This is a genomic window from Novipirellula herctigrandis, from assembly GCA_007859835.1.
Lineage (GTDB): Bacteria > Planctomycetota > Planctomycetia > Pirellulales > Pirellulaceae > Novipirellula_A > Novipirellula_A herctigrandis.
Window position 1 is genome coordinate 486,506 of the sequence record SJPJ01000001.1, and the last position, 24,994, is coordinate 511,499.

The following is a 24,994-nucleotide window of genomic DNA, read 5'->3' on the forward strand; positions in this document are numbered from 1 at the left end:
ACAACGACACGCACAGAGCATTAATCCGAAATGACAGATTCGACTCGCAACGGTTTCGCGACCTCACGGGCTACTCAATATCGGGCTACTCAATATCGGGCTACTCAATATCGGGCTACTCGATACAGCCAATCGGTGGCTAGCTTGGGATTGCTCTTTTGGGTGGCTGCGGTCTCAGCGTTGTTCACATCAACGACGCTCACTTCGCCTGTGTTCGCACAAGGAAATATGCCCTCCGGTTTCGGTGACGAGACGGGTTTGTTTCCAAACTTTTCACTTGGCGGTTTCGACGGGGCAACCGGAGAGTCGGCCAAATGGAACGCGAAATACTTCTTGAACCAGAGTGATACCAAGGGTCGCTTGGACGTTGAAGTCAAGGTTGCTCGCGGTTGGCACATCTACTCGGTCACACAGCCATCGGGGGGACCGCTTCCAACGGAGATCTCAATTGAATCACCCAAATCGGTGAAATTGGCAGGGGCTTTCACACCAGCCGAACCACCACTGAAAAGCGTTTCGCCAATCTTCAAAGGTGTCACGATTGAAGAACACGACGGCACGGTGGTTTGGTCCGCTCCGATCATCGTCCCCGAAGGATTTCGGGAACCAATTTCCATCGGCGTTGAAGCCCAAATTTGCAAGACCGACGGTTCCTGCGTTCCGATCGAAGAGACCTTAACCGCCACCTTTGCGGGCACGATCAACGCACCATCCGCCGTCGCTCAAACCGATCCAACTTCGGCTTCCACGGCAACCACTGGACAAGCCGAACAACCGGCGGAGTCGTCGCAACGGACCTTTCGTGACGAAGACTATCAAGTCCAATGGTCGGCCGAATTGGTCCCCGCAAAAGTCGAAGCAGGCGGCCGAGCCGAATTGAGATTCACGGCGAAACCAGACTCTGGATTTCACGTTTATCGCGCGGCAGTGGACGATGCGGATAGCTCGACCAACTTTGTCATCATCGACAAATCCAAGATGCGACTGGGCAGCCCGCAAGCGAACTCCGATGCACATGAGAGTGAACTACTCGAAGGGATTTTCTATCACGAAGGCGACGTGATTTGGACCATTCCCGTCCAAGTTCCACAGGACGCGACCGAGGGCGAACATAAGATTAAAGGTGCAATTGCCTACCAAGCGTGCACCGAATCGAGTTGTCAACAACCTGCGGCACTGCAGTTCGTGACCACATTGCGGGTTAACAAACTTGGTGGGTCCCCAACAACAGCGAGCCCAACGAAACCTGGCCCAACGAAACCTGGCCCAACGAAACCTGGCCCAGTAACGATTGCGGCGGCCAAGCGGTCCGACGTGCTGGACTTGGCGGCGACGACCAAATGGGTCGATTCCGATGTGAAGCCTCAAAAAACAAAACCTGCTGACAAGCTTTCGAAGTCGACGCCGGTTGATGCAGTGGCGCCGATCGTGATTGATAGCGGTCGTGGTGCCAAGCGATCCTTTTCGGTCGTGTTGTTGTTCGCGTTTTTGGGTGGAGTGATTCTGAACTTCATGCCGTGTGTTTTGCCAGTGGTTGGATTGAAAGTGATGAGTTTTGTTCAGCAAGCCGGTGCGGATCGAAAACGGGCGTTTCTGCTGAACTTTTTCTACGCCGCCGGGATCATGGCGGTGTTTGCTGTGTTAACCGCGATGATTGTCATGTTGTCATTTTCGTGGGGCGAACAATTCACTTACTTCCCCGTGCGAATTGGATTGACGGTATTGATGTTCGCGATGGCCCTGAGCTACTTAGGGGTATGGGAAATTCCGGTCCCAGGGATGGCATCAGGGAAAGCTTCGCAGGATTTACAGCAACGCGAAGGATTGTCAGGCGCGTTTTTCAAAGGTGCTTTCGCGACCGTTCTATCAACGCCCTGTAGCGGCCCGTTCTTGGGCGTGATTCTCGGATTGACCATCGCACTTTCGCCGCTCGAAACCACCGCAATTTTGATGACCATCGGGCTTGGCATGGCATTCCCCTATGTGATGATCGGTATATGGCCAGTCCTCGTGTCGTGGCTACCGAAACCGGGTGATTGGATGGAAACGCTCAAAGAGTTTTTGGCGTTTTTATTCTTGGCAACCGTTGCGTTCTTCTTTAGCGTCTTTGACGACGCCGATAAGTTGCCCGTCTTTGTAACCTTGATTGGCGTTTGGTTCGGGTGCTGGATCATCGGCAAGGTCCCCAATTGGGCGGACCTTGGCAAACGTGTAACAGCCTGGGCCGGTGGCGTCGGAATTGCAACGGCGATCGGAGTGATGGCGTTTAGTTTTCTAGGCGAAGCTCCACCACCGGCGGATGGAGAAAAATTGATCGCTTGGCAAGAGTATGACGAAGCAAAACTTCAGCAGTACCAAGCCGAAGGACGAACGGTGCTGGTCGACTTTACCGCGAAGTGGTGCGTCAATTGCATTGTGAATTACAACGTGGCGCTCAACACCGATGCAACACGGAAAATGATTGAGGAGTTAGACGCCGTTCCGATGCTCGCGGATTGGACGAACAAAAACGAAGAGATCAAGTCAAAACTAGAAGAATTGCAAAGCCGTTCGATTCCGGTATTAGCGATCTATCCCGGTGCGAGGCCAAATCAACCAATCGTATTGCGAGATTTGGTGTCACAATCCGCGGTGCTCGATGCGCTTGAAAAAGCGGGCCCTAGCTTACCATCGGCCACGTCGACCCCGATTTCAACCCAAATGGCATCGGCGTCAATGCATTAGATTCGCTAGACCGTTTCGGCGAACAATGTCCAATCCAGCAGACAACCCCTGCTTTTTGCGCTAGAATAGCGTGCGAAGCCTTTCTTGCGCGAATTACACGAGCAAAGGCGACTCACTTCCCTTTCTCGATCTTCAAAGAACGCTGCCCCCATGCTGATTCAATGGATTCTACTGGCGTTAATAGCCGTTACGCCGGTTCGCGTTTTGGACATCAACGGCGAAAAAACCGAAGGACAATTCGCTGGCGTCAAGGACTCTCAACTGCTTCTGAATGTCGCTGAAGACAACCCGAAATCGATTCCATTCAGCGAACTTTCGTCACTCGAACCGATCACGCCGCCCAATGGACAAGGGCCAATGATGCGAGTCACTTTGGGCTCAGGCACCATTATTGCCGCTCAAACGGTGGCACTAAAAAACGACAAGGTAACTGTCGAGCCGCGACGGCAAGACACATTGAGCGTTCCTATCGAAGAAGTCCGCTCGATCCGCTTCAATGCAGCCATGCCCACCGTCGACCCAACATGGCTAGCCAAGATCGAAGAAGAACGGCGAGGCGACACCTTAGCGATCCGCCGCGAGGGTGATCGACTCGACTTTATCGAGGGCCTCGTCACAGCCATTTCCGCAGACACCGTCACTATCGAAATGGACGGCGACGCTATCGATGCACCAATCTCCCGTCTTGAAGGGATTATCTTTGGTGGCAAGCAGACCACCGCTAGTACGACCGACATCCAAATCGTTGATGTCTATGGTTCTCGTTGGTATGCAACCGGTATTGGCACATCGCCTGAATCAGGTCCCTTAGTGCTGAACCTACATCGCGCCCTAACCCATCGATTGCCGCTTGAGCAGATCGCGTCAATCCGGTGGACCGGAGGCATCTCGATGTTGGCGTCACTATCGCCAGCGTCGAAGTCACACACGGAGTACGTTGAAACAAAGATCCCTAAATCGACGTTGGATGCATGGTTCGGCCCCGCCAGCGACGGTGGACAAGATTTGATTCTCTATGGAGACTCGACGATCGAATACCGCATCGAAGACGGATTTACCACTTTCGCCTCCGGCGTCCGCCGCGACGAAAGCGTGCACAAGGCAACCGAAGCGGTCGTACGAGTGATCGTTGATGAGAAAAAAGTATGGGAAGAAACGTTACGAGATGGCACCGTCCGTGGCTTGCAAATCCCGCTTAGTAATGGACGACGAATGAGAATCGAAGTGGATTGTGGTAGCGACGGGGATTTGGGTGACACGATTCGTTTCTTGCGACCGAGGTTTTTTCGATGAGCAGAGAATTTCCCGTTCGCTGGCTTTGCGCCGCTATCGCTTTGGGGCTGTTTGCAAACAATTGGGTTGCTGCCGATGGCCCGTTGAAACTTGAACCGATCGTGGCAAGCGTCGAACAAGATCGCATTGCCGCGATTGAACATGCTATGCCGTCAACGGTGATGGTGTTTGTCCCTGGGGGAGCCGGCGGTGGCAGTGGCGTATTGATATCTCCGGACGGATACGCGCTAACAAATTTCCACGTCAGCAGTCCCGCTGGCAGTTTCATGCGATGTGGCTTGAGTGACGGAAACATTTACGACGCCGTGATCGTGGGCGTCGACCCGGTTGGCGACTTGGCGTTGATCAAGTTGCTCGGCCGTGATGATTTCCCATACGCCGAATTGGCCGATAGCCGCTTGGCGGCCGCAGGTGATTGGTGCATGGTGATTGGCAACCCATTTTTATTGGCGTCAAATTTAAAACCAACTGTCACTTGGGGAATCCTCAGTGGCGTCGGTCGCTACCAATACCCGTCCGGGACGCTGCTTGAATATGCCGATTGTTTGCAAACCGATGCGTCGATTAATCCAGGCAACTCTGGGGGGCCAATCTACGATGCCCAAGGGCGATTGTTAGGAGTCGTTGGCCGAGCCTCGTTTGAAAAACGAGGACGTGTGAATGTTGGTGTTGGGTATGCAATTAGCATTAATCAAGCGAAAAACTTTTTGGGCTACTTGCACTCCGGCCGCATTGTCGACCATGCGACGTTGGGAGCGACCGTTGCAACAGCACCCGAGGGAGGCGTACGAGTATCCAATATTTTAGAAACCAGTGATGCATTCCGCCGAGGACTCACCTATTCCGCGGAGATATTGGAAATTGATGGCAGGATCGTCCACACGGCCAATGACGTGCAAAACATTATCGCCACACTGCCGAGTGGTTGGCGAGTGAAGTTGGTTTACCGAAACGAAGGCGAAACGGTCGAAACACTGGTCCGTTTAATGAGTGTCCACCGCCAAGATGAACTGCTCGAAAAAATGGCCGGCGCAATGCCACCACCGCCACCGCGTGAGATGAAGGACCCGCAAGACGAGGACGACGAAGATCGCGACAAAGAAGAATCAGAGGGCGGTGATTCAGTGCCACAACAAGACGCATCTAAGGAAGTACCAAATTCCGTCAAAGCGTTGCACGAAGCACGCCGCGGATTTTCCAATTACCATTTCAACGAGCTGGCGCAATCCAATTTCATCGATTCACTTCGCCAACAGTTTCCATCGCAAGACTCACCGGGGCCCGTTACATGGACGATCAAAGGAAAAACCGCTGACGGACAAGACGTTGCGATCCGAGTTTCGGATGAGAGATTATCGATGGTCGCCGGCGCGATTACCGTCGAGCCAGAAACAAACGCCGATTTATACGACAACATCGATGATGAAACGATTGCGGGGCTGTTACCGGCACTCGATGCTTGGCGTCGGATGCTCGCTCAGGGGCCAAAGCAGTTCGGTGAAACGAGTTATCTTGGCACCATGCCACTTGGTGGTGAGCGACCACTTCGCGATTGCATCATCGCCAATGACGGTGAATTGGAAGTGCGGTTTTTGTCCCACCCGCAAAGCCACCTCGTCGAAGCGATCGAAGTTTTTGCCGATCGTGATAGGGACCCCGCCGAACTTTGGCTGATTCGAAGGCCTAACGCGACCGATGCAGGGCCTTCCGCGATCGATTTGCGATATGGAACAGAATCCCTGTTACGGATCGATATCGATTCCTGGCAAACGAGTGCGGACGAACAACCGACGGAGGAACAACATAGCAAACAGGCCGATCTTGAACCGGAGAATGCCGAATGACTCGCCGATCCATCACCGTCTGCTGCGTGATACTGGGTACCCTTTTTGGTGGACTATCGTTTGCAAATGCTCAACCCTCGCTTGAATCCGCTGCCGAGCACGCACAGAGCCGAGTTGTAAAGATTTATGGTGCAGGAGGCATATCGGGACTTGAAGCATACCAAAGTGGTTTTTTGGTCTCGCCCGAGGGGCATGTCGCGACGGCATGGAGTTACGTCTTGGATGTCGACCCAACCGTCGTCCTTGATGATGGCCGTCGCTTTGATGCCAAAATTGTCGGGTTTGAGCCTTCGCTTGCACTTGCAGTGTTAAAAATAGAAGCGTCAGAGTTGCCGTTTTTTCGCGTCGAAGAAAAGGCCAGTGCCCAATGGGGCGACCCGATTTTGGCCGTCAGTAACCTATTCGGCATCGCGACCGGGCGCGAACCGGCGAGCGTCATGCAAGGTTGTATCGCAGCGGTAACGAAACTTGATGCACGTCGCGGTACGTTTAAAACGCCCTACCGAGGTTCTGTGCTGATACTGGATCTGATTGCCAACAACCCCGGAGCTGCTGGTGGCGCGGTAGTCGACGTGAATGGAAATCTTGTCGGGATGTTAGGTAAAGAGCTTCGCGACGCTTCAACGGGCGTTTGGCTCAATTATGCCCTCCCTGCTTCGGCGCTTCGTACAACCATCGGCGATATTCTCGCTGGCCGAGTGCCACAAGCGGTCAATTCGAACGAGCCAAAGTTGGCCCGTGATAAGGCCCATTCCTTAGTGACCATTGGGGTTGTAATGGTTCCCGATGTATTGGAGTCGACCCCTGCGTACGTGGACGAAGTGATTGTCGGAAGTCCAGCCGAGCGTGCAAATTTGCGACCAGATGACTTGATTTTACTTGTCAATGGACGCCGCATAGACGGCCAACGCTCCCTTCGCGATACGCTTCGTACGATCGACCGACGTGATCAGGTCGAGTTGACGATCCAGCGGGATTCCGAAATTTTGCCAGTTTCATTGCGAGTCGAATAACGATGCGATCAACATGCCGCGCCCCCAAACGCACGCTTGGAGTATTTGTGAAACGCTGTTTTCTTGTCTGTTTCCTGGCTTTGTTTGCCTCCACACTTGAGCCGATAATAGCATTGGGCCAAGACGTTGCTTTCCGGTCGGCAATGGCCAAAGCAGTCCGTGCCACAGCGAGTCGAGCATTACCATCGATCGTCGCCATTGAAATCGTTGGTGGATCGGGGATAGCGAACGGGGAAGTGGAACAAGACGCTCCAACGAGCGGCGTGATTGTCGATTCAGATGGACATATCATTGCGTCTCGAATCGTGGTTCGACGACCATCGGCGAGTATTTTGGTGGTCTTGGCGGACGGTTCGCGACATGCGGCCAAAGTGGTTTCGCAAGATTTCCATCGCGACTTGGTGCTACTGAAGATTGAAACCGATAGACCGCTCGCCCCAATCGAGTTGCCTGAATCCGTTGACCTAAAAATTGGTCAAACCACAGTAGCGGTTGGCCGGTATGGCAGCGAGGCTTCGCCAATCGTTAGCCATGGTGTTCTTAGTGGACGTGACCGACTTGACGGGATTGCCTTGCAAAGTGACGCGCGTGTGTCGCCTTCGTTGTACGGCGGATTGTTACTCGATCTTTATGGCAACCCGCTCGGCGTCTTGATTGCTGCGGTTGCCGAAGGTGGTGCTGAGGATGACACTAGTTGGTACGACTCAGGAATCGCGTTCGCAATCCCAACCAATGCAATCCGAAAAAACCTCGATCGGATGCGAGCGGGCGAGGCCATTAAGAAGGGACTACTGGGGATCGTCGCGAAATCGAAGGACCCCTATGAGAACAACACGGAAATCGCTGCAATTCGCCTACGCTCGCCGGCCGAATTGGCGGGTTTAGAGGCGGGCGATCAAGTCATCTCGGTTGCCGACGAAAAGGTTCGTCGGCAACAAGAAATCCGACAAGTCCTGGGCCGTTTTGACGCTGGCGACACCATCGCCGTACAAGTGGAACGTGACGGAAATCCTATCAGGGTCGAATTGACCCTGACTGAATCGATCCCACCACTAAACCCACAACGGCTTGGAGTCGTCGTCACTAACCAAAACTCCAAGGAACCGGGCGACGAACCAACCGATGCAAAAGAGGTAGTCGTTAAGCAAATCATCGAGGGGACTCCCGCAGATGGAAAACTCGAGATTGGTGATGTGCTGCTCAAACTTGGCCAAGTGGAATTGGACGAAGTCAATTCGTTACGCCGACAAATGATTTCAGCTGAGCCCGGAACATCGCTTGACATCCAAATTCGGCGTGATGGCGAAGAATCGGTCGTTGATGTTACGCCCGCTTCGGTAGCGGATAGCGAGATAGCAGAACTGCCAACTGAATTTGCCAACAAAGATGCTGCATGGACGATTGAAGAATTGCGGCTTCCCGATGCTGCGAATGCTGCCGGTGTGCTGGTTCCGTCGGACGAAGACGATCGTAGCCGATTGGGATTGTTGGTTCTGGTGCTCAATCCTGGCAAAGGCGCACCGAAGGACGTCTTGGTGAAATGGAAGGAAGCAGCCGGTCGTGCAGGCGTCGTCGTTTGTGCGGTCGCGCCCGAATCAAACGAGCGATGGCAACCGAAAGAAATTGACACCGTCGCTCGTTTCGTCGCTTCAATTGAGAAGACGCAACCGATTGCCTCGTCGGCCGTGGCGATTGCCGCTTCAGGCGCCTTGACGGGGTCCAAAGCTGGTGCCGCTGATTCGATGGCGCTGGCGGTAGCGATGTCGGCAAGCCGAACGTTCAGCGGCGTAGCGATCTCGGCCGAAACACGCCCGCCGGCAGTTCGGTTGCGAGAAAACGACGCCGAGTCGTCGCTGCAACTACTTTTGCCGATCGGCCGCAACGACGATCTTCCTACATGGGTACCGACTTTGACCAAATCGGGCTATCCCGTTCAAAGAGGTGGCGAGGTTGAACACGGCAAATTGCTCCGTTGGGTTCGTTTGTTACAAGCGATCTAGCGTTGCCCTTTTGCAATGCTGCAATGCAATCCCTTGCAATATTGCAAGCTTGCATTACAGCTCTCGTTCGCCATCCTTCTCGCAATAAACCTTGGAAGCGTAACGCTTTACAGCGTAATCCGAAACGCCATTCGTGGTTTGGCACTCTATCTGCTTGTGCTTAGTGTCAAACAGATAGCATAGAAGGCGTTTTGGATGAAAGTGGCAATACCAACCTTCGGAGCGCGAGTCTCGCCCCGGTTTGATTACGCGGAAACCTTCTTGGTTCTCGCCATGGAGGAGCAAGAAATTGTAGAGCGTTGTCTACATGATGCTTCGCTTCGCAGTGCGCGGGATCGAGTGCGGTGGCTGATCGCAATGGACATCGATTGTGTGGTTTGCGGCGGAATCGATAACGCGTCGGCCGACGCGTTGGCGTCCGCGGGCGTTTGCCTTTACTCATGGCTAGCGGGCGACATTGAAACAATTTTGGCGTCTTTAATGATGGGTGAGCTGCATCAAGTGAATTGACAAAACGGACTTTTTTCGCCACCCCAACAAGTGTTTGGCAGTGTTTGCCGCGTGGGTGTAGCGTCGACGGGTTGTTAGGGCACTCCGTCGGCGCTGGCACCTTTTATCTTTATCGCCATTCGCCCTGCGAGATTTCTACGGTCAAGTTACGTTCTTGAACAGACCGCAAAATCTTTTGCCTAAAGCGTAGTGGTATTCTTTCTCCGATTCCATTCCAACTTCTTTTTTGTCATGATTACCACCTCAACAACGGATCAGATGTGTTACGAAGAAGTCCGTCAATCCGAGCATCCGACATGTTTCGTGTGTGGTAACGGATTACATGATGGTTTGGGGGTTCGGTTTCGCGTCCGCGAGAGTGGTGCCGTCGAAGGGACGTTGGAGTGCCATCGCTATTTTGAAGGTTATCCCGAAGTGATGCATGGTGGGGTGATCTGCATGCTGCTCGACGCTGGGATGACAAATTGTCTGTTCAGCAGTGGCATTGTGGCTGTGACGGGCGACATGAATATTCGTTTCCTTAAACCCATCGAGACGCACGGCATGCTGACCGTGCGGGCTGGGATCGAAACTTCGCAAGACCCACTTTACAAGGTCTCGTCCGAAATCCTACAAGATGGCATCGTCAAAGCGAAGGGATCAGCACGGTTCGTCAAAAGAAGCGTAGCAAACCAATTAGTCAAACCTCGAGCCAATGGGCGTCTCCCCAATGGGCGTCTACTCAATGGGCCTCGAGCAAATGGGCAACTAGGTGAACGATGAAAATCAAGCTGACTGTCATTGTTGAAAACACTGCTCGGGGCGTTAGCTTGCTGGGCGAACACGGATTGGCGGTATGGATCGATTATGGTGAAAAACACGTTCTATTTGATACCGGACAGGGAAAAGTTCTAGCGAGTAACGCGCGTAAACTCGGCTTGCCATTGTCGAAGACAGACGCGGTGGTTCTCAGCCACGGTCACTATGACCATACCGGTGGTTTGGCGGATGTGATTGAACAAAATACAAGCCTTCAACTGTTCGCACACCCACAATCGTTTCATCAAAAGTTTAGTCAAAAAGGTAACAGTTCGGCCCGCGATGTCGGAATTCCCAAAGAGGGGACATTGGCGTTAAACCGATTGCGAAGACCCTACGTAGCGACTGCACAACCGACACGAGTTTATGGTGGGTTGATGGTGACCGGTACCGTTCCGAAAGTCACCGATTTTGAGAATGAAGCAGAGTCATTCTATCTGGACAAAGATTGCCAATGTCGTGATCCGTTGGTGGACGACCAATCGATGTTCTTTGACACAACCGAGGGGGTTGTTGTTCTGCTCGGATGCGCACATGCAGGCGTGATCAATACGCTGCGCTACATCCAAAAGCTAACCGAACATCGGCCCATCGCAGCTGTGTTTGGCGGGATGCACTTGATTAACGCGAGCAAGCAAAGGATCGAAGCGACCGTCAAGGCATTGCAATCGCTTCAACCAAAAATCGTTGGTCCCGCTCACTGTACCGGCGACGCAGCAACGGGAGCAATTTGGTGCGCGATGCCTGATCAATGCGTTGGCTATCACGTTGGATCAAAATTCGAATTTGAAGAGTTCGCTAAAACCAATTTATCGGCTCCCATTTCTGAACAAGGCCATCAATAGCGATCTGCGACTTTAAACAACATGTCGCCATGGTTGGCGTTGAGGACGCTTCGGCATCAACTCGCACGTGCTTTTGGAGTCCGGTTGACTCCGTGCTTTTCGTTTTGGCCACCTAACGCACGCTCGGACGCCAAACCCGCTGGTTCGCAGCGTCAACAGATGTGCTATCGATTCTTGCGCAGCACAAGAGCCAGCTTCCGCCGGGATGTCATCATTCGCTGTTGCACCGTCTTGTGGAATGACGCGAATACTCTCGCCGATCAACGAAAGCCAGATGCATGGCGGGCGATCGTCTATACTGCTTATCGATAGCGGCCAGTCACGATAGCGGCCAGTCAGCAGGCGGCCAGTCAGGAGGCGGCCAGTCAGGAGGAGATAGCTGGCGATTGTTAAACGTCGCTGCTTGGCGTTTCATGGCCTCATCGCAAACCGTAGAAAATGTCCGGTCGACTCGCCTTCGACCATCGATTCAGGGTTAGACGATTCAACATCCGCGAAGGTACTTATGAACCGTATCATTCCTATTGCAACTACGACACTCTTAACTTTGATTTTCTTTCCCGATGCCTGTCGCGGCGTCGAGCCTCCTCGCCTGCTCGACGATAATTGGCAGATCGAACTGGTCGCCTCCGAACCTGACTTAGTCACACCGGTCGGTTGCTGTTTTGATAGCCAAGGACGACTGTTGGTCGTTGAGTCGCACACGCATTTTCCGCCCGATGATTACGACGGTCCAAAGTCGGACCAAATCTTCATTTTCGACGACACCAATGATGATGGTAAGGTGGACCGCCAGCGTTTGTATTACGAGGGGGGCACGGCAACAATGTCGATCCGATCTCTGCCCGATGGCTGGATCGCCGTGTCGACTCGCAGCGAAGTTTATCGCATTCGCGACACCAATGACGACGACGTCGCGGATGAACGTGAGGTGTTGCTAACTTTACAAACCGAATCTACCTATCCGCATAATGGGTTGACGGGTTTGGCCGTTGGACCTGATGGGCGTTTGTATGTCGGCCAGGGCGAGAACCTAGGCGAACCGTACACCTTGGTGGCGCGAGATGGAACAAAACAAATCGGGGGCGGTGAAGGGGGGAACGTCTTTTCGATCGCCCCAGATGGCCGTGGTCTACGTCGCCATGCAACCGGTTTTTGGAATCCGTTCGGTCTGTGGTTCGATCACGCTGGTAGGTTATGGGCCGTCGGCAATGACCCTGATGCAATGCCCCCGTGCCGGCTATTAGAAGTGATTCCCTATGCGGATTACGGCTTTCAGTTTCGTTTTGGTCGTGCTGGCACACATCCCTTACAAGCTTGGAATGGTGAGTTGCCTGGGACGCTGCCGATGGTTGCCGCAGTAGGCGAAGCTCCCTGTGCGGTGCTCGGTCATGGCGAGCATTTGTGGGTAACGTCTTGGGGCGACAATCGAATGGAACGCTACAAAATACGACCACGTGGCGCGTCGTGGCAAAGTGAAGCCGAGGTGATTGTGCAAGGCAATGCGAATTTCCGGCCTGTTGACATGGCGGTCGACGCGGATGGAGCGATCTATGTTACCGATTGGGTAGACCGAAGTTATCCGGTGCATGGGAAAGGACGTTTGTGGCGTCTAAGCCGTCAGACACACACAGACGAATTCAATAAGAAGTTGCCCGAGCCGAATAACATTGAGAGTACCTTTGCGAAGCTATTGCGGTCGCCGGACCTATCGGCCCAGGAGAGATTGGCGGCTTTCGACCTTGACGATCCTTTCCTGCGTCAAGCGACGCTCGCAGGCCTGATCAACACAGGGCAAATCGCCTCGTGCGAGAAAACCCAACTTGATACGGCCGCGCAACGTGTTGGTGTTTTGACCGCCTGGCGATGGATCTCGGTCACGCAACCAGAGAAACTCTCTAAGGACGACCGACGACATTGGATCGAGTGGGGGCTCGCCGATTCGTCAAGCACGGTTGTTTTGACCGCAGTTCGATGGGCAACGGAAACCAGCGATAAGACATTTTTGCCGGTGACCCGATCGTTGCTAACCCGACAAAATTTGACACCAGAGCTATTTGCGGCAACCGTTTCAGCAGTCGCATATCTCGAAAACGGAACGACAGTTCAACGCGGCAGCGACCCGGCAATCGATGCACTGCTGCTAGCCGTTGCGTCGGATCCGAAGCGCAGTTCAAAGCTGCGTTCGATGGCAGTCCGAATGTTGCCAAGCGAATCTCGCGTACCCACCGACGAGCGGCTTCGCGGTTGGATCACCCAAAACACCGAACGTGCTCTCGCGATCGACGTGATTCGGCTGTTGTCGGCGCGAGCGACATCGGCTTCGCTCGACCAATTAGCAATCATTGCTGCGGATACCTCGATTGATGATCAAACGCGCGCGGATGCGATCGCGGGTTTGTCACGTAACGCCGGGACTTATGCAAAGGTGCTCAATCCATTGGCGATTCCGAAACAAACCGACGTAATCCGTACCGAAGCAGGCCGGGTGCTCAAACGCGATTGGCAATACCACGCATCGGAGCGTCCACCTGGAAAAGACGCGGAAGCCTGGAACACCTTCGTTGGCAGGGGGGGCGATGTCGATGCAGGCCGCCGTGTTTTCTTTCGTTCCACGTGCGTCAATTGTCACGCGCACGGTGGTCGAGGTGCGACGACGGGACCTGACTTGACTTCCCTCGCGGGTCGAATGACAAGCACTCGAGTTCTAGAGTCAATTCTAGAACCAAGCCGTGAAGTGGGGCCAATGTATGTTCCCTGGCGGGTCCTGACTGTCGATGGCCATGTCTTAACAGGTTTAAAGCTTGGGAATTCGGGAATCGGAGAATCCCTGCGATTTCAAGGTGCTGATGGTTTGGTCTTCGACGTGCTATTAGAAGATATTGAACGACAAGATCCTGTAAGTCAGTCCATCATGCCGGCGGGTTTGGAAGAGACGATGACCATCGCGGAACTCCGGGATCTGATCGCATTTTTGACCAGTGATGCGTGAACAACGAATCCATTCTGCTAGCCAAATTGTTGAAAAACGCCTTGATCGACGCTGATTTTCCGAATGGTTTGCGATGTACACTACCGTTTTCCCCATAGTTGCGCCCCGAAAATTCGGGATGACACATTTCGTGACGGTGTGTAGCATAAGAACAGACTGCACTTCCCCATTCTGAAATCGAATGCACTTTTACCGCAAATCGAAACGCATTTTCAATAACGCCTTCCTTCTCCCAACGGTTTTGGCATTTGTGGTTTTGCCGATATTGCCACATAGCATGTGTCGTTGCCATAACGAATCGCCGTGCGGTGAAGCGATTGCCTTTAGCGAAGTGGCTGTACACGCTTGCTGTAACGGATGTTGCCAACAACCAGAATTGCCAAAAACATCGACCGAAAAACAAGTGCGCGAGTGCCGTTGCGACAATTGCCCATGCGACGATTACTATTTCGACGCCCTTGTAGTGAATTTCTCTGAGTCCCGAATGGGCGTGCCCGTCGCGGTCGACTTGATGATCGTCGAAGATCATTTCTCAGATCCCCGGCACTCGGGTTTGGTTGACCGGCCCGAACACCGGCACAACTTTCTCCTAGCGCAGGATCGCTGCGCGCGTTTGTCTCGCTGGTTGAAGTAACGGTCTGTACATCTCGGCTCATCCGAGACGGCCATTATGTTCAAACAACGATATTCTATTTTGGAGAAACAAATGTTACGAGTTCTAGGTATTTTGTTTGCTGCTTTAGTGATCACTACAGTTGCAACGGCGATGTATCGCAACAGTACAAGTGTTGCAAACGAAGCATCTGACGAAACGTTCGCTTGCGGTCAGTGCGACGCCAATCGCGGCTGTTGTGCGGAAAGCGACAGTGTCATCTGCGAAGCAAGCGTCTGCGAAGCGTGTGATTGCGAAGCGTGTGATTGCGAAGCGTGTGACTGCGAAGCGTGCGACTGCGAAGCGTGCGACTGCGAAGCGTGCGACTGCGAAGCGTGCGACTGCGAAGCGTGTGACTGCGAAGCGTGCGACTGCGAAGCGTGTGACTGCGAAGTATGTGACTGCGAAGTATGTGACTGCGAAGTATGTGACTGCGAAGTGTGCGACTGCGAAGCGTGTGATTGCGCACAATGTGCTGCATAGTTGCAAGATGAAGTAATCAAGTGCTTTAGCAAAGCAAAATTTGTGGCCAGTTGTCCTAGATAAATTAGGGCGGCTGGCCTATTTTTTTGTGTTGAAGTTTCGTATACGACAGCTAACTGACGCGATTCAAATGATAGTCACAGCATGACAATGACCGTCATGACGGATTTGATTCGCATCCTTTACTGGCTCGATCGGTCATTTGTTGGAAACGGATGTGGTTCACCATTTGCATTCGACGCTCCAAAAGTATACTGATCATGCACTAAAAAGGATCTTTGTTAACTCATAAACTTCAACCCATCTCAGTTGAATGGAAACACTCTTTATCACCGGAGCGACTGGTTTTATTGGGTCGCACTTGGTTCGCGAAGCGATTCGGAATCAATACCACTGCCGTTGCCTCGTCCGAGAAGGTTCGAAAACCGATTGCCTACCTTGCGACTCGGTTGAACTCATTCGTGGCGATTTATTTCGTCCTGAGACCTACGCGCACGCGCTGGAACACGTTGATGGCGTAATCCATTTGGCAGGGCAAACCCATGCGATCGACAAAGACGCACTGTTTCGCGTCAACGCGCGCGCTTGCGGTTTTTTTGCCGACACACTGGCTTCACGAGACCACAAACCACGAATCGTTTCGGTCTCGTCGCTCGCTGCAGCTGGCCCCGTGTTGCGTCAGAAATCAATTCGCGATGAACTGGACCCACCGACTCCTGTATCCCTATACGGGAAAAGCAAACTTGCTGGCGAAAAAGAATGGTTAAAGCGAGCAGACCAATTGCCAATCACGATACTGAGACCAGGCATTGTCTACGGACCAGGCGACCGCAACATCGCAGAAATGGTTCGGACTATTTACCGCTATCGGCTGCACATTACGGTTGGCTTCAAGACACCGCCTCTATCGTTAGTCCATGTTGACGATCTGGTTCAGGTCCTGCTGCGAGCGGTTCACGATGGTGAAACGCTCCGCAATGCGAAAGCTCAGCCTAAATCGAACACCGATGAGTCACAGGGCATTTACTTTGTTTGTGATGATCGCCAATTTCCTAATTATCGACAATTCGGAAAGCAGATCGCCGAGGCGCTTGAAGTTAGCGTGTTGGTATGGCCGATTTGGCGTTGGGTTGGACATATTGCCGGACTCTCGGTCGGCACTGTCGCGCAAATGCGTGGTAAAAGTAGTATTATCAACATTGATAAAGTAAAAGAGGCTACCGTACGTTCCTGGGCTTCTTCAAGCCAAAAAGCACGAGAGCAATTAGCGTTGCAACCACGACAAACTCTCATAGAGAATCTCAAGAAGGACGCGAGGTGGTACGTGGATAATGGATGGGCCTAACTCTCACGACAACTCATGCGATCAAGCTGGCGGATATCCCCGTACCAAGCGTCTGTGTTGACTTACCGTTTTTTCAAATCGATATGGGCCTCAGGGCCGGTTCCCACCGACACCGATCCTAGTTGACGTACTCTTCTTCTTCCTCGCCCGTAGGTCGCGAGATTTCTCCGGTGTCTTCGAGATGACGAACGATGTCGACGATCTTCTGTTGCACCCCTTCCACCTCGCTCACCCGGACGCTGCCGAGGTACTCCATTTCCTCTCGCAGATTGTCCGCCGCTCGTGAACTCATGTTGCGCATGATCTTGTCCTGCAACGGCTGACTGGCTCCCTTCAAAGCCATCGCCCATTGCGCTGTCTCGACATTTTTTAGCAGCGACTGGATATCGCGATCGCCCAATTTGCAAATATCTTCAAAGACGAACATCAAACGACGAATCTCATCCGACAATTCAGGGTCGTCATTTCCGAGGGCTTCCATGATTGTTCGCTCGACCGAGCGTTCGACGACATTCAAAATCTCTGCAACACTTTCGACGCCACCGGTATTGCTGTGCTGCTGGTTGACCATGCTACTAAGACGCATTTCCAACCCAAACTCTAATTCGGCAACAGCGTCGGGACTACATCGGCCCATCGATGCAATCCGTCGAATCACTTCAAGTTGTTTATCCGGCGACAATCCGCTCATCACTTCCGAGGCGTAGTTGGCTGGAACGTGACTCAACAACAATGCAATCGTTTGAGGATGCTCCTCGCCAATAAATTGGAGCAGTGTTTGGGCATCGACCTTTTTGATAAAGCCGAACGGCATCGACTCAATCGTTTGCTGCAGATTTCCGATCATTTCGGACGCGTCGCGCCCGAGTGCTTCTTTGATCAGTTCCGTTGCTCGCTCGAGTCCGCCGGGGCTGGCGTAGATCGAGCTCGCCTTACTGGTCAGAAATTCTGCGATCACGACTTCCTGCTCTGCACCGCCGACCGAATCGGTTTGGGCAATCATGATACTGATTGCTTCAATTGCCCGGGGGGGCAATTGGCCAAGCACACGAGCGGCTGTCTTGGTCGGCATCGACATCAACAGCACTGCAGCCTTTTTAAGTCCAACTTCGTTGAACATAGCCGTGGATGTGGACATACGTTTTCTCGCTGCGACAAAATCGAGTACTGGATTGAATACCGAAAAACCGGCCAATATCGATTCAGTATCGGCATCGATGCCGATACTCCGCCCCACGGTGGCCCGTTTTGACGGTTGTGACGATGTCCAATACCCTGTAAAGCCGGTGGTTGTCGGGTTGGCAGTGACTTGCGACGATAGGGGCCGCCGTGAGCCGGAGTGAAATTCGGAAAAAGCGGCAAACTAGGGTACAAAACAACACACCCCCTCCCCAAAAGACACCTAAAACAAAACTGATGCCCAACCGAACTGAACCGTGTGCCGTTGTCCTCGCCGCTGGCAAGGGAACACGAATGAAGAGTGATTTGCCAAAAGTCCTCTGCCCCGTCGTCGACCGACCGATGATCCATTTTGTCCTCGATGCTTTGGAAAACGCGGGCATTCGTCGGCAAATCATCGTCGTTGGCTATGAAGCTGACGCTGTCAAACAGGAACTGGCTAGCCGCGGGGGTGACATCGAGTTTGTCTTGCAAGAGGAACAACTCGGCACCGGGCACGCAGTCCAAATGGCACAATCGGCACTTGCTTCCCAACTCGGTCCAACAATTGTCGTCGCAGGCGATTCACCGTTAATTCAACCGACCAGCCTGAAAAAATTGCTGGACCATTTTGCCAAAACGAAGCCGGCGCTGTTGCTCGGAACGCTGAAAAAAGAGAACCCCGAAGGGCTAGGCCGCATCGTTCGCGACTCGAACGGAAGTTTTCTCGGGATTGTCGAGCACAAGGATGCAACCGAAGAACAGCGGAAGATTTGCGAAGTCAATATGAGTACGTATCTGTTCAACACTCCTGATTTGCTCGACTCGCTTTCCAAACTCAGTAACGACAACACCCAAAGCGAGTACTATCTGACGGACTGTCCAAGGCTGTTGCGAGAGTCGGGCCGCGACGTCGAAGCGATTGCGGTTTTGCAGTCTTGTGAGTCACTATCAATCAACAATCCCGCCGAACTTGAACTGGTCGATCAAACGATGCGATCGATGGGATACTAAATAGCCATGCGTGAATTAAAAATTTTTTCCGGACGAGCGAACCCTGACCTAACCGACAAAATGTGTCGGCACCTCCATTTGGAACAGGCCAAAATCACGCTCGGTAAATTCCCAGACGGTGAGAACTACTGCAAGTTGGACGAGGATGTGCGTGGACGCGATGTCTTTCTCGTTCAACCCACTTCGCCACCGGTCAACGATACCTTAATGGAGTTGTTGATCATGATCGATTGTTGCAAGCGGGCTAGTGCCGAGCGGATCACCGCTGTGATCCCCTACTTTGGCTACGCGCGCCAGGACCGTAAAGACGAAGGCCGAGTTCCGATTACGGCAAAATTAGCTGCGAACATTATCACGCGAGCTGGTGCTGACCGCGTCTTGACGATGGATTTGCATGCCGCACAAATCCAAGGCTTCTTTGATGTTCCGGTCGACCACTTGTACGCTGCCCCTGTGCTAAACGAACATTTCATCGACCTCGGCTTGACCGATGACGAGATCGTCGTGGTCAGCCCCGATGAAGGGAGCATTAAACGAGCGGTCGGCCACGGCAAACGCCTCGGCGGTTCACTTGCGATCGTCGACAAGCGACGAATGAGTGCGACGGAGGTTCGGCAAAGTACAATTATTGGCGGTCCGCTTGAAGGAAAAGTCGCGTTGATGTTTGACGACATGATCAGCACCGCTGGTTCGATTTGTGGAGCCGCTCAATTGGTTCACGATGCGGGTGCCAAAGCGATCCACATTGCTTGTACGCACGGTGTGTTCTGTGGCCCCGCAATCGAGCGACTGCGCAACGCACCTATCGATTCGATCGTGGTAACGGATTCGATTCCCATTCCCCAAGAAAAACAGCTGCCGAACTTGGTACAGTTAAGTGTGGCGCCGCTGTTGGCCGAGGCGATCAAGCGGATCCATCATGACCAATCGATCAGCGAGTTGTTCCGAGTCCAAGAGAAATAGGCCCCAAAAAAGTCGACGCCCTATTTCAGTCTGACACAGCAAAGTTGGTGGTCGGCAGTCAGGTAGAGCACCGATTCATCGTCATTGAAAGTGCAATTGCTGACCCGCCCGCCCGTGAAAATCCGCCCCAACAACTTGCCGCTGGGCGAAATCACATAAACGCCCCCGGGGCCGCTACCAAAGATTGCGCCGCCGCTATGAACCGCCATACCGTCCGGCATTCCCGGCGCCGTTTTGGCCGCGTCGGTTGCGTCATACAAAACCGCCCCCTCATTGATGGTCTTATTGGGGCCAATCGAAAAGGCCATCCAGACAGGCTGTTTCGAATCGCTTTGTGCCACGTAGAGTGTTTTCTCATCCGGCGACAAACCGATACCATTTGGCCGCGTGAATTGCTTTGTCAACAGCGTCAACGTTCGATCAACATCCAATCGATAGACACCGCAAAAATCGAGTTCACAGCGCGGGTCATTCATCTGTTTCGGAAGCCCGTAAGGGGGATCGGTAAAATAGATCACTCCGGTGGAATCAATGGCAAGATCATTTGGGCTGTTTAATCGATTTCCCTTATAGCGATCCGCTAGCGTGATTTTCCCGCCACCCTCAGTCAATTGCGAAACACGTCGGTCGCCGTGTTCACAGGCAATCAGACGTCCTTCGCCATCTAAAGCCAATCCGTTGCTTCCAGGTTCGCGGCCATAGGAATCGAGCCCAGTGAATCCGCTCGGTTTCATATACAGCGTCGCACCCGACGCTTTGCTCCATCGGAAGATCGAATTTTGTGGAATATCGGAAAACAACAAATGGCCGCCGGTTTCGTCCGGTACCCAAACGGGGCCTTCAATCCAAGAAAAACCCTCCGCCAGGACTTCGATCTTTGCGGTGGCAGGAACCAATTCCGCAAATCCCGAATCGAGCGATTCGATCCGACCGATCGTTTCCTCCGCTCCAACCACAGTGAATGAGCAAAATATGGCCACACACACGAAAAACCAAACATGACGCATTTGTAGGGTCTCACAATAATACGCGAGCAGTGAAACTTAAATTTAGACGGCCTTCATCATAACCATAATCGGTGTCGACTGCTCCCAAAAAATATGGTTAACGCATCCGCAGTAGCTTCCTTAGCGCTGCCACCGGAAAACCACATAAGTTCAACCACCGGCTACAATAGGAACGCAACCGATAAGCCGTCACTATGCAATAGGAGCACCCTACAATTGGAAAATAAAAAGGCATCGAAAAACCTTCCACGATGGCAGCGGCTACTTTTTTCAACAATTCGAGTCACCTTGCTTTCCTACGCCGGCCTTTTGATCGTACTGGTCGCCATGGAAAGTCGATTGGTCTTTCCCGGTGCCTACATGGAAGACGACCATCGTGCGGTGGCCAAACCGAACGCGGCGATCGAAGCGATTCGCTACATGGCGTCCGATGGAGTCGAAGCCGGTGGCAGGCTATTCGAGAAAGAGGGACCAACAAATTATGTCCTGTTCCTTCACGGCAATGGCACAAAGGTGGCTTGGCTAGACGATTGGATGCGGCGTCTCAGTCATGAACTCGACGCGACTGTGTTGGCAGCCGAATTTCGTGGTTTCGCAGATGATTCCAATACGCCCAATGAAACAGGGCTGATCGCCGATTGTTTTGGCGCTCGCGATTTTTTCTGTCGCCGTTACGACCTAACGCCAAACCAAATCATTCTGTATGGCCAATCCCTAGGCGGTGGATGCGCTACAGCGTTGGCAGTAGATGGCGGCGCAAAGGTCCTGATTCTGGAACGAACCTTTGATCGACTTGTCGACATTGCCGCAGAGATGTATCCGTTTATCCCCACTCGTTTGATCATGCGGAATCGCTTTGACTCCGTCGCTCGAATCGCCAATTACCATGGCCCATTGATTCAAATCCACGGCGACACAGACCGCTTGATACCGATCGAAAATGCGAGAAACCTCTTTGACTCCTCCGCTAGCCAAAACAAAACCTGGATCGAAATGGACGGAGTTGGCCACAACGATACATTGCCACGGTCAACGATGAAGCAAGTTGCCGGTTTGGTTGAAGCAATCAACGCAGGATCGAGCAACGCAGGATCGTGACCGGGTGTCCCGAACATTCCCTACAGCTTGTTTGACCGGCATTTTTTTACTCCGCCTCAGCGTTGCCAACGTCGCACGTCGATGATTCACCGAGTGTGGCTACCGATCAGGGAGGATCGTAGTGATCTGATCCTCTCCCCTAAGATTGACCTGTAGCACCTTCATGACCCGGCTTCGACGTCGCTGCGAAACGCTATTTGCCGTGCTGCTTGTCACGGCAACCGGTTGCTGCTGCGGTAGCATACCGCGAATGACACCTGCGATGGTGGTCGCTCCGATCCAAGCGTATTCTCTCGAAGACTGGTGCACTGCGGCGCTGCCCAATGTGGAAGCGAAAATTGCGAATCTGGAAGAAGATCGATGCCAGATGGAGATTCAACCGACGGCCGGGAATGTAACTCGGTTAGCCGAAGCGTCTTACGCAATCGGCGAGCAACTCCATGCACTCAATGACGATCGAGCAGTCGATTATTGGGCCCGGACGATCGCTTTCGAGGACTTCGCTGCAACTTTGCGAAAGAGGGACCACGATGACGTTGAAAACGTCCTGCGATCGATTCAGGTGCACCGCAGCGCAACGATTCGAATCCTATCGACAGCTGAAAAATACGGACGCTTGGACCCAACCGCAGTTCTCTATGTAAACGGACTGATGGAATCCACGGTCGTGCCAGTTCACCACAACGGATTTGTCTGGGACGCGAGCCAATTCCAGGATATTGAGGTGTTTGAGCCACCGCAGGAGTGGACTGGATTGGCACCATCGGGGACCGAAGCCGCAGGGAACGTTGATGGCTATGGCATCCCCGTCGTCGTACTTACCGACAAGGTTGAGAACATTGAGGACGGGCGTCCAACGCGAACCGACTCGTTTGTTCTGCCGAGAAGTGAATTTGCGGCGACTGCCCTTGTCTATTTTCCGATCACGCTGTTTTCCGACGTAGCTACCGAGTCACTCGGCCCTGCATCGGTTGTGTTCGTCAATCCACTCATGGTTGCCCCGAAGCCGCGCGACGATGGATCGATTGCAAACGCAGGCATTCCCATGGCGCAAAGCCCCGCCATGGCATTGGCCTACTCACGCCAAGAGAGCAAATACAGTCCGATCTCTGCTTTTCTCTATGGTGACAACGGAATCGATGAAGCAGGGCTATGGTTCTTGGAACCATATCAACAGGACAAGATCCCTTTGATCTTTGTGCATGGTTTATTGTCGGACCCTAATACATTTGTGGCAATGGCCAATGCGGTAAGGGCTGACCACCGGTTACGAACGCGGTACCAAATTTGGGCATACCGCTACCCAACCGGCGAGGAATTCCTGCGATCCGCCGCAACGCTGCGTGAAGACCTAGCAATCGCATTTGCACAGTCAACCGCCGTCAACTCGACCAACGAATGCCACGCACCTTCCAATGCCGTAATCGTAGGGCATAGCATGGGGGGATTGGTTGCGAAGCTACAAGTAATCGACAGCGACGATTCACTTTGGCGATCGGTATCCAACGTGCCCATCGAGCAAATCAACGCACCTAAAGAAACAATCGATGAATTGCGTCGGGCATTCTATTTCCAATCAAACCCGCATATCGGGCGGATCGTTTACGTCGCAACGCCTCACCAAGGATCGCCTTGGGCGTCAGCGTGCGTGGGGCGTCTCGGAGCCAAATTGGCGCGGCGCCAACAGCCTCAACTAAAAGAATTTGAACAATTGGTGGCAAATAATCCCGATGCGTTTTCGGAAAAGATAGCGGAGTCGTTACCGACTAGTCTCGATTTCCTACGTCCCACCAGTCGATTGATACAATCGTTGTCAATGATCGCCCCAGCCCCTCATGCAAAAACAAATTCGTTGATTGGCAACCGATGCTACTTGCCCTTTTTAGAGCCATCCGATAGCGTCGTCCCAGTAACGAGTGCATTGCGGGAGCAAGATGAAACGACAACATTGATAAACGCAACCCACACCGGCATTCAAACCTCTCGAGTCGCCCACGGCGAACTAGTGCGAATTCTGAAACTCCACTTGGACGAACTGCCGCAAAAAGGATACACTCGCGAACATGAGCAAGACATTTCATGTCAAACCGCAACTGCTGAGCCAATTAAGCCAATCGATGGTGCTTGATTCCGTTCGTCGCTGCGGACCGTCAACGCGTGCCGAAATCACTGGTCGATTAGGCGTAACATTCCCTACGACGGCGAAAGCGATCGCGTCTCTGCTTGAAGCGAAGTTGCTTGAAGAATACGACGACGAGCAAAATTTGCGTGGTCGCCCCGCGAAGCGAGTTCGATTGGCGCGAACCAAATCACAGGTGATCGGTATCGAACTTGACCATCCCGATTGCAAAATCGTGGCAGCGGGATTCGACGGTCACACACGCCCGGAAACACTCGTCTCCTTTCGAACACCCAATGACTACGAATCGCTACTTAGTGAGATTGGGAAACACGTCAATCATTTGATCACACAAACCGAATCGATCACCCTTGGTATCGGTTTAACGATTCCCGGTTTGGTCGATTATCGCAAAGAACAAGTGTGTCTTTCAGCGAATCTGCCCATATTGAATAATAGGCCGATCGGTAAAGACATTAGCACGATCGTGAACGTCCATTGCCAAATGGTCCACGACACACATGCTCTCTGCATGGCCGAGAGCATGTACGGTAAAGACATGTCCGCAAAACCAAGTTTCGTGATGTTGGCGCACCGCGCCGGAATTGGATTAGGCGTGATGATCGACGGCGCATTCTTAAGCGGATGTGACGGATTCGCTGGGGAAATCGGGCACACACCGATGATCGAGAACGGTAGACCCTGTTCCTGTGGCCGAAGTGGATGCTTGGAAACGGTCGCGAGCGAATTGGCACTGCTGGAACAGGCGTCGACCCATTTTGGGCGTGATGTGGATATTGAAGAATACATTTCATTGGCGCTTTCCGAAGACCCTTTCGTGATGGAAGCTCTGTCGGAAGCGTCGCAATACTTGGCAATGGTAATCGCAAACGTTGTCAATTTGCTTAATCCCCATCGGCTCTACGTCAACGGACGATTATTCGAAGAATTACCGTGGTTGCTCGACCACATGTCCGAGCAAGCAAGCCAATTGGCCTTGCCGCTGTCATTCGAACGCTGCCAATTCGAACGTGCTGCGAGTTCGCTAATTGATGGTAGCATCGCCAGTGTGATAAACCACATTACGGATTCGTTGACTCCGCAAGTGACGTAGTGCTCACAAGACCTTTCTCCTA

18 protein-coding genes are annotated in these 24,994 nt (G+C 52.8%); 16 read left to right on the forward strand and 2 right to left on the reverse strand.

The features are described 5' to 3' along the window. Positions 1-30 precede the first annotated feature (30 nt). The 11 genes from CA13_RS01685 (at position 31) to CA13_RS01735 (ending at position 16,499) form a co-directional block, all read left to right on the forward strand. Positions 31-2,724, forward strand: a complete 2,694-nt coding sequence (locus CA13_RS01685; protein ID WP_419193825.1) for a protein-disulfide reductase DsbD family protein — start codon at positions 31-33, stop codon at positions 2,722-2,724. A 150-nt stretch (positions 2,725-2,874) separates the two neighbouring features. Then, positions 2,875-4,017, forward strand: a complete 1,143-nt coding sequence (locus CA13_RS01690) for an NPCBM/NEW2 domain-containing protein (protein WP_146394209.1) — start codon at positions 2,875-2,877, stop codon at positions 4,015-4,017. Next, positions 4,014-5,861: a S1C family serine protease gene (locus CA13_RS01695; protein ID WP_146394211.1), complete on the forward strand. Its 1,848-nt coding sequence runs from the start codon at positions 4,014-4,016 to the stop codon at positions 5,859-5,861. The genes CA13_RS01690 and CA13_RS01695 overlap by 4 nt, the downstream gene beginning before the upstream one ends. Further along, positions 5,858-6,874, forward strand: a complete 1,017-nt coding sequence (locus tag CA13_RS01700) for a S1C family serine protease (RefSeq protein WP_146394213.1) — start codon at positions 5,858-5,860, stop codon at positions 6,872-6,874. The genes CA13_RS01695 and CA13_RS01700 overlap by 4 nt, the downstream gene beginning before the upstream one ends. Before the next feature lie 2 nt (positions 6,875-6,876). Beyond that, on the forward strand, positions 6,877-8,874 hold the full coding sequence (locus tag CA13_RS01705; RefSeq protein ID WP_146394215.1) for a PDZ domain-containing protein: 1,998 nt from the start codon (positions 6,877-6,879) through the stop codon (positions 8,872-8,874). Between the two features lie 195 nt (positions 8,875-9,069). Next, a complete protein-coding gene (locus tag CA13_RS01710) occupies positions 9,070-9,384 on the forward strand; it encodes a NifB/NifX family molybdenum-iron cluster-binding protein (RefSeq protein ID WP_146394217.1) in 315 nt (104 codons plus the stop codon). A 231-nt stretch (positions 9,385-9,615) separates the two neighbouring features. After that, entirely contained in the window at positions 9,616-10,146 is a 531-nt protein-coding gene (locus CA13_RS01715; RefSeq protein WP_146394219.1) for a PaaI family thioesterase, read from the forward strand. Further along, complete coding sequence (locus CA13_RS01720; RefSeq protein ID WP_146394221.1) at positions 10,143-11,027, forward strand: MBL fold metallo-hydrolase; 885 nt, start codon at positions 10,143-10,145, stop codon at positions 11,025-11,027. The genes CA13_RS01715 and CA13_RS01720 overlap by 4 nt, the downstream gene beginning before the upstream one ends. A gap of 505 nt (positions 11,028-11,532) precedes the next feature. Continuing rightward, positions 11,533-14,019 (forward strand): PVC-type heme-binding CxxCH protein, encoded by a 2,487-nt coding sequence (locus CA13_RS01725; protein ID WP_146394223.1) that lies wholly within the window; start codon positions 11,533-11,535, stop codon positions 14,017-14,019. A gap of 866 nt (positions 14,020-14,885) precedes the next feature. Beyond that, positions 14,886-15,170, forward strand: a complete 285-nt coding sequence (locus CA13_RS01730) for a hypothetical protein (RefSeq protein ID WP_146394225.1) — start codon at positions 14,886-14,888, stop codon at positions 15,168-15,170. A gap of 297 nt (positions 15,171-15,467) precedes the next feature. Continuing rightward, entirely contained in the window at positions 15,468-16,499 is a 1,032-nt protein-coding gene (locus CA13_RS01735) for an NAD-dependent epimerase/dehydratase family protein (RefSeq protein ID WP_146394227.1), read from the forward strand. 118 nt (positions 16,500-16,617) lie between these two features. Here CA13_RS01735 and fliG read toward each other — a convergent pair whose 3' ends face one another. Beyond that, on the reverse strand, positions 16,618-17,637 hold the full coding sequence (gene fliG / locus CA13_RS01740) for a flagellar motor switch protein FliG (protein ID WP_146403306.1): 1,020 nt from the start codon (positions 17,635-17,637) through the stop codon (positions 16,618-16,620). 278 nt (positions 17,638-17,915) lie between these two features. On the opposite strand from fliG, the gene CA13_RS01745 reads away from it, so the two are divergent. Together CA13_RS01745 and CA13_RS01750 are read left to right on the forward strand one after the other, a co-directional pair. Continuing rightward, positions 17,916-18,671, forward strand: coding sequence for a sugar phosphate nucleotidyltransferase (locus CA13_RS01745; RefSeq protein ID WP_146394229.1), 756 nt, complete (start codon positions 17,916-17,918; stop codon positions 18,669-18,671). Positions 18,672-18,677: 6 nt separating this feature from the next. Continuing rightward, positions 18,678-19,634 (forward strand): ribose-phosphate diphosphokinase, encoded by a 957-nt coding sequence (locus CA13_RS01750; protein ID WP_146394231.1) that lies wholly within the window; start codon positions 18,678-18,680, stop codon positions 19,632-19,634. Positions 19,635-19,654: 20 nt separating this feature from the next. On the opposite strand, the gene CA13_RS01755 is transcribed toward CA13_RS01750, so the two are convergent. Continuing rightward, positions 19,655-20,641: an SMP-30/gluconolactonase/LRE family protein gene (locus CA13_RS01755; RefSeq protein ID WP_146394233.1), complete on the reverse strand. Its 987-nt coding sequence runs from the start codon at positions 20,639-20,641 to the stop codon at positions 19,655-19,657. A gap of 288 nt (positions 20,642-20,929) precedes the next feature. Between CA13_RS01755 and CA13_RS01760 the strand changes: the two genes are divergently transcribed. From CA13_RS01760 to CA13_RS01770, 3 genes are all read left to right on the forward strand, one after another. Further along, complete coding sequence (locus CA13_RS01760; protein WP_419193826.1) at positions 20,930-21,739, forward strand: alpha/beta hydrolase; 810 nt, start codon at positions 20,930-20,932, stop codon at positions 21,737-21,739. A 163-nt stretch (positions 21,740-21,902) separates the two neighbouring features. Beyond that, positions 21,903-23,867, forward strand: a complete 1,965-nt coding sequence (locus tag CA13_RS01765) for an esterase/lipase family protein (protein ID WP_146394237.1) — start codon at positions 21,903-21,905, stop codon at positions 23,865-23,867. Further along, positions 23,803-24,972 (forward strand): ROK family transcriptional regulator, encoded by a 1,170-nt coding sequence (locus CA13_RS01770; protein WP_146394239.1) that lies wholly within the window; start codon positions 23,803-23,805, stop codon positions 24,970-24,972. Before CA13_RS01765 ends, CA13_RS01770 begins: the two co-directional genes overlap by 65 nt. The last annotated feature ends 22 nt before the right edge of the window (positions 24,973-24,994 follow it).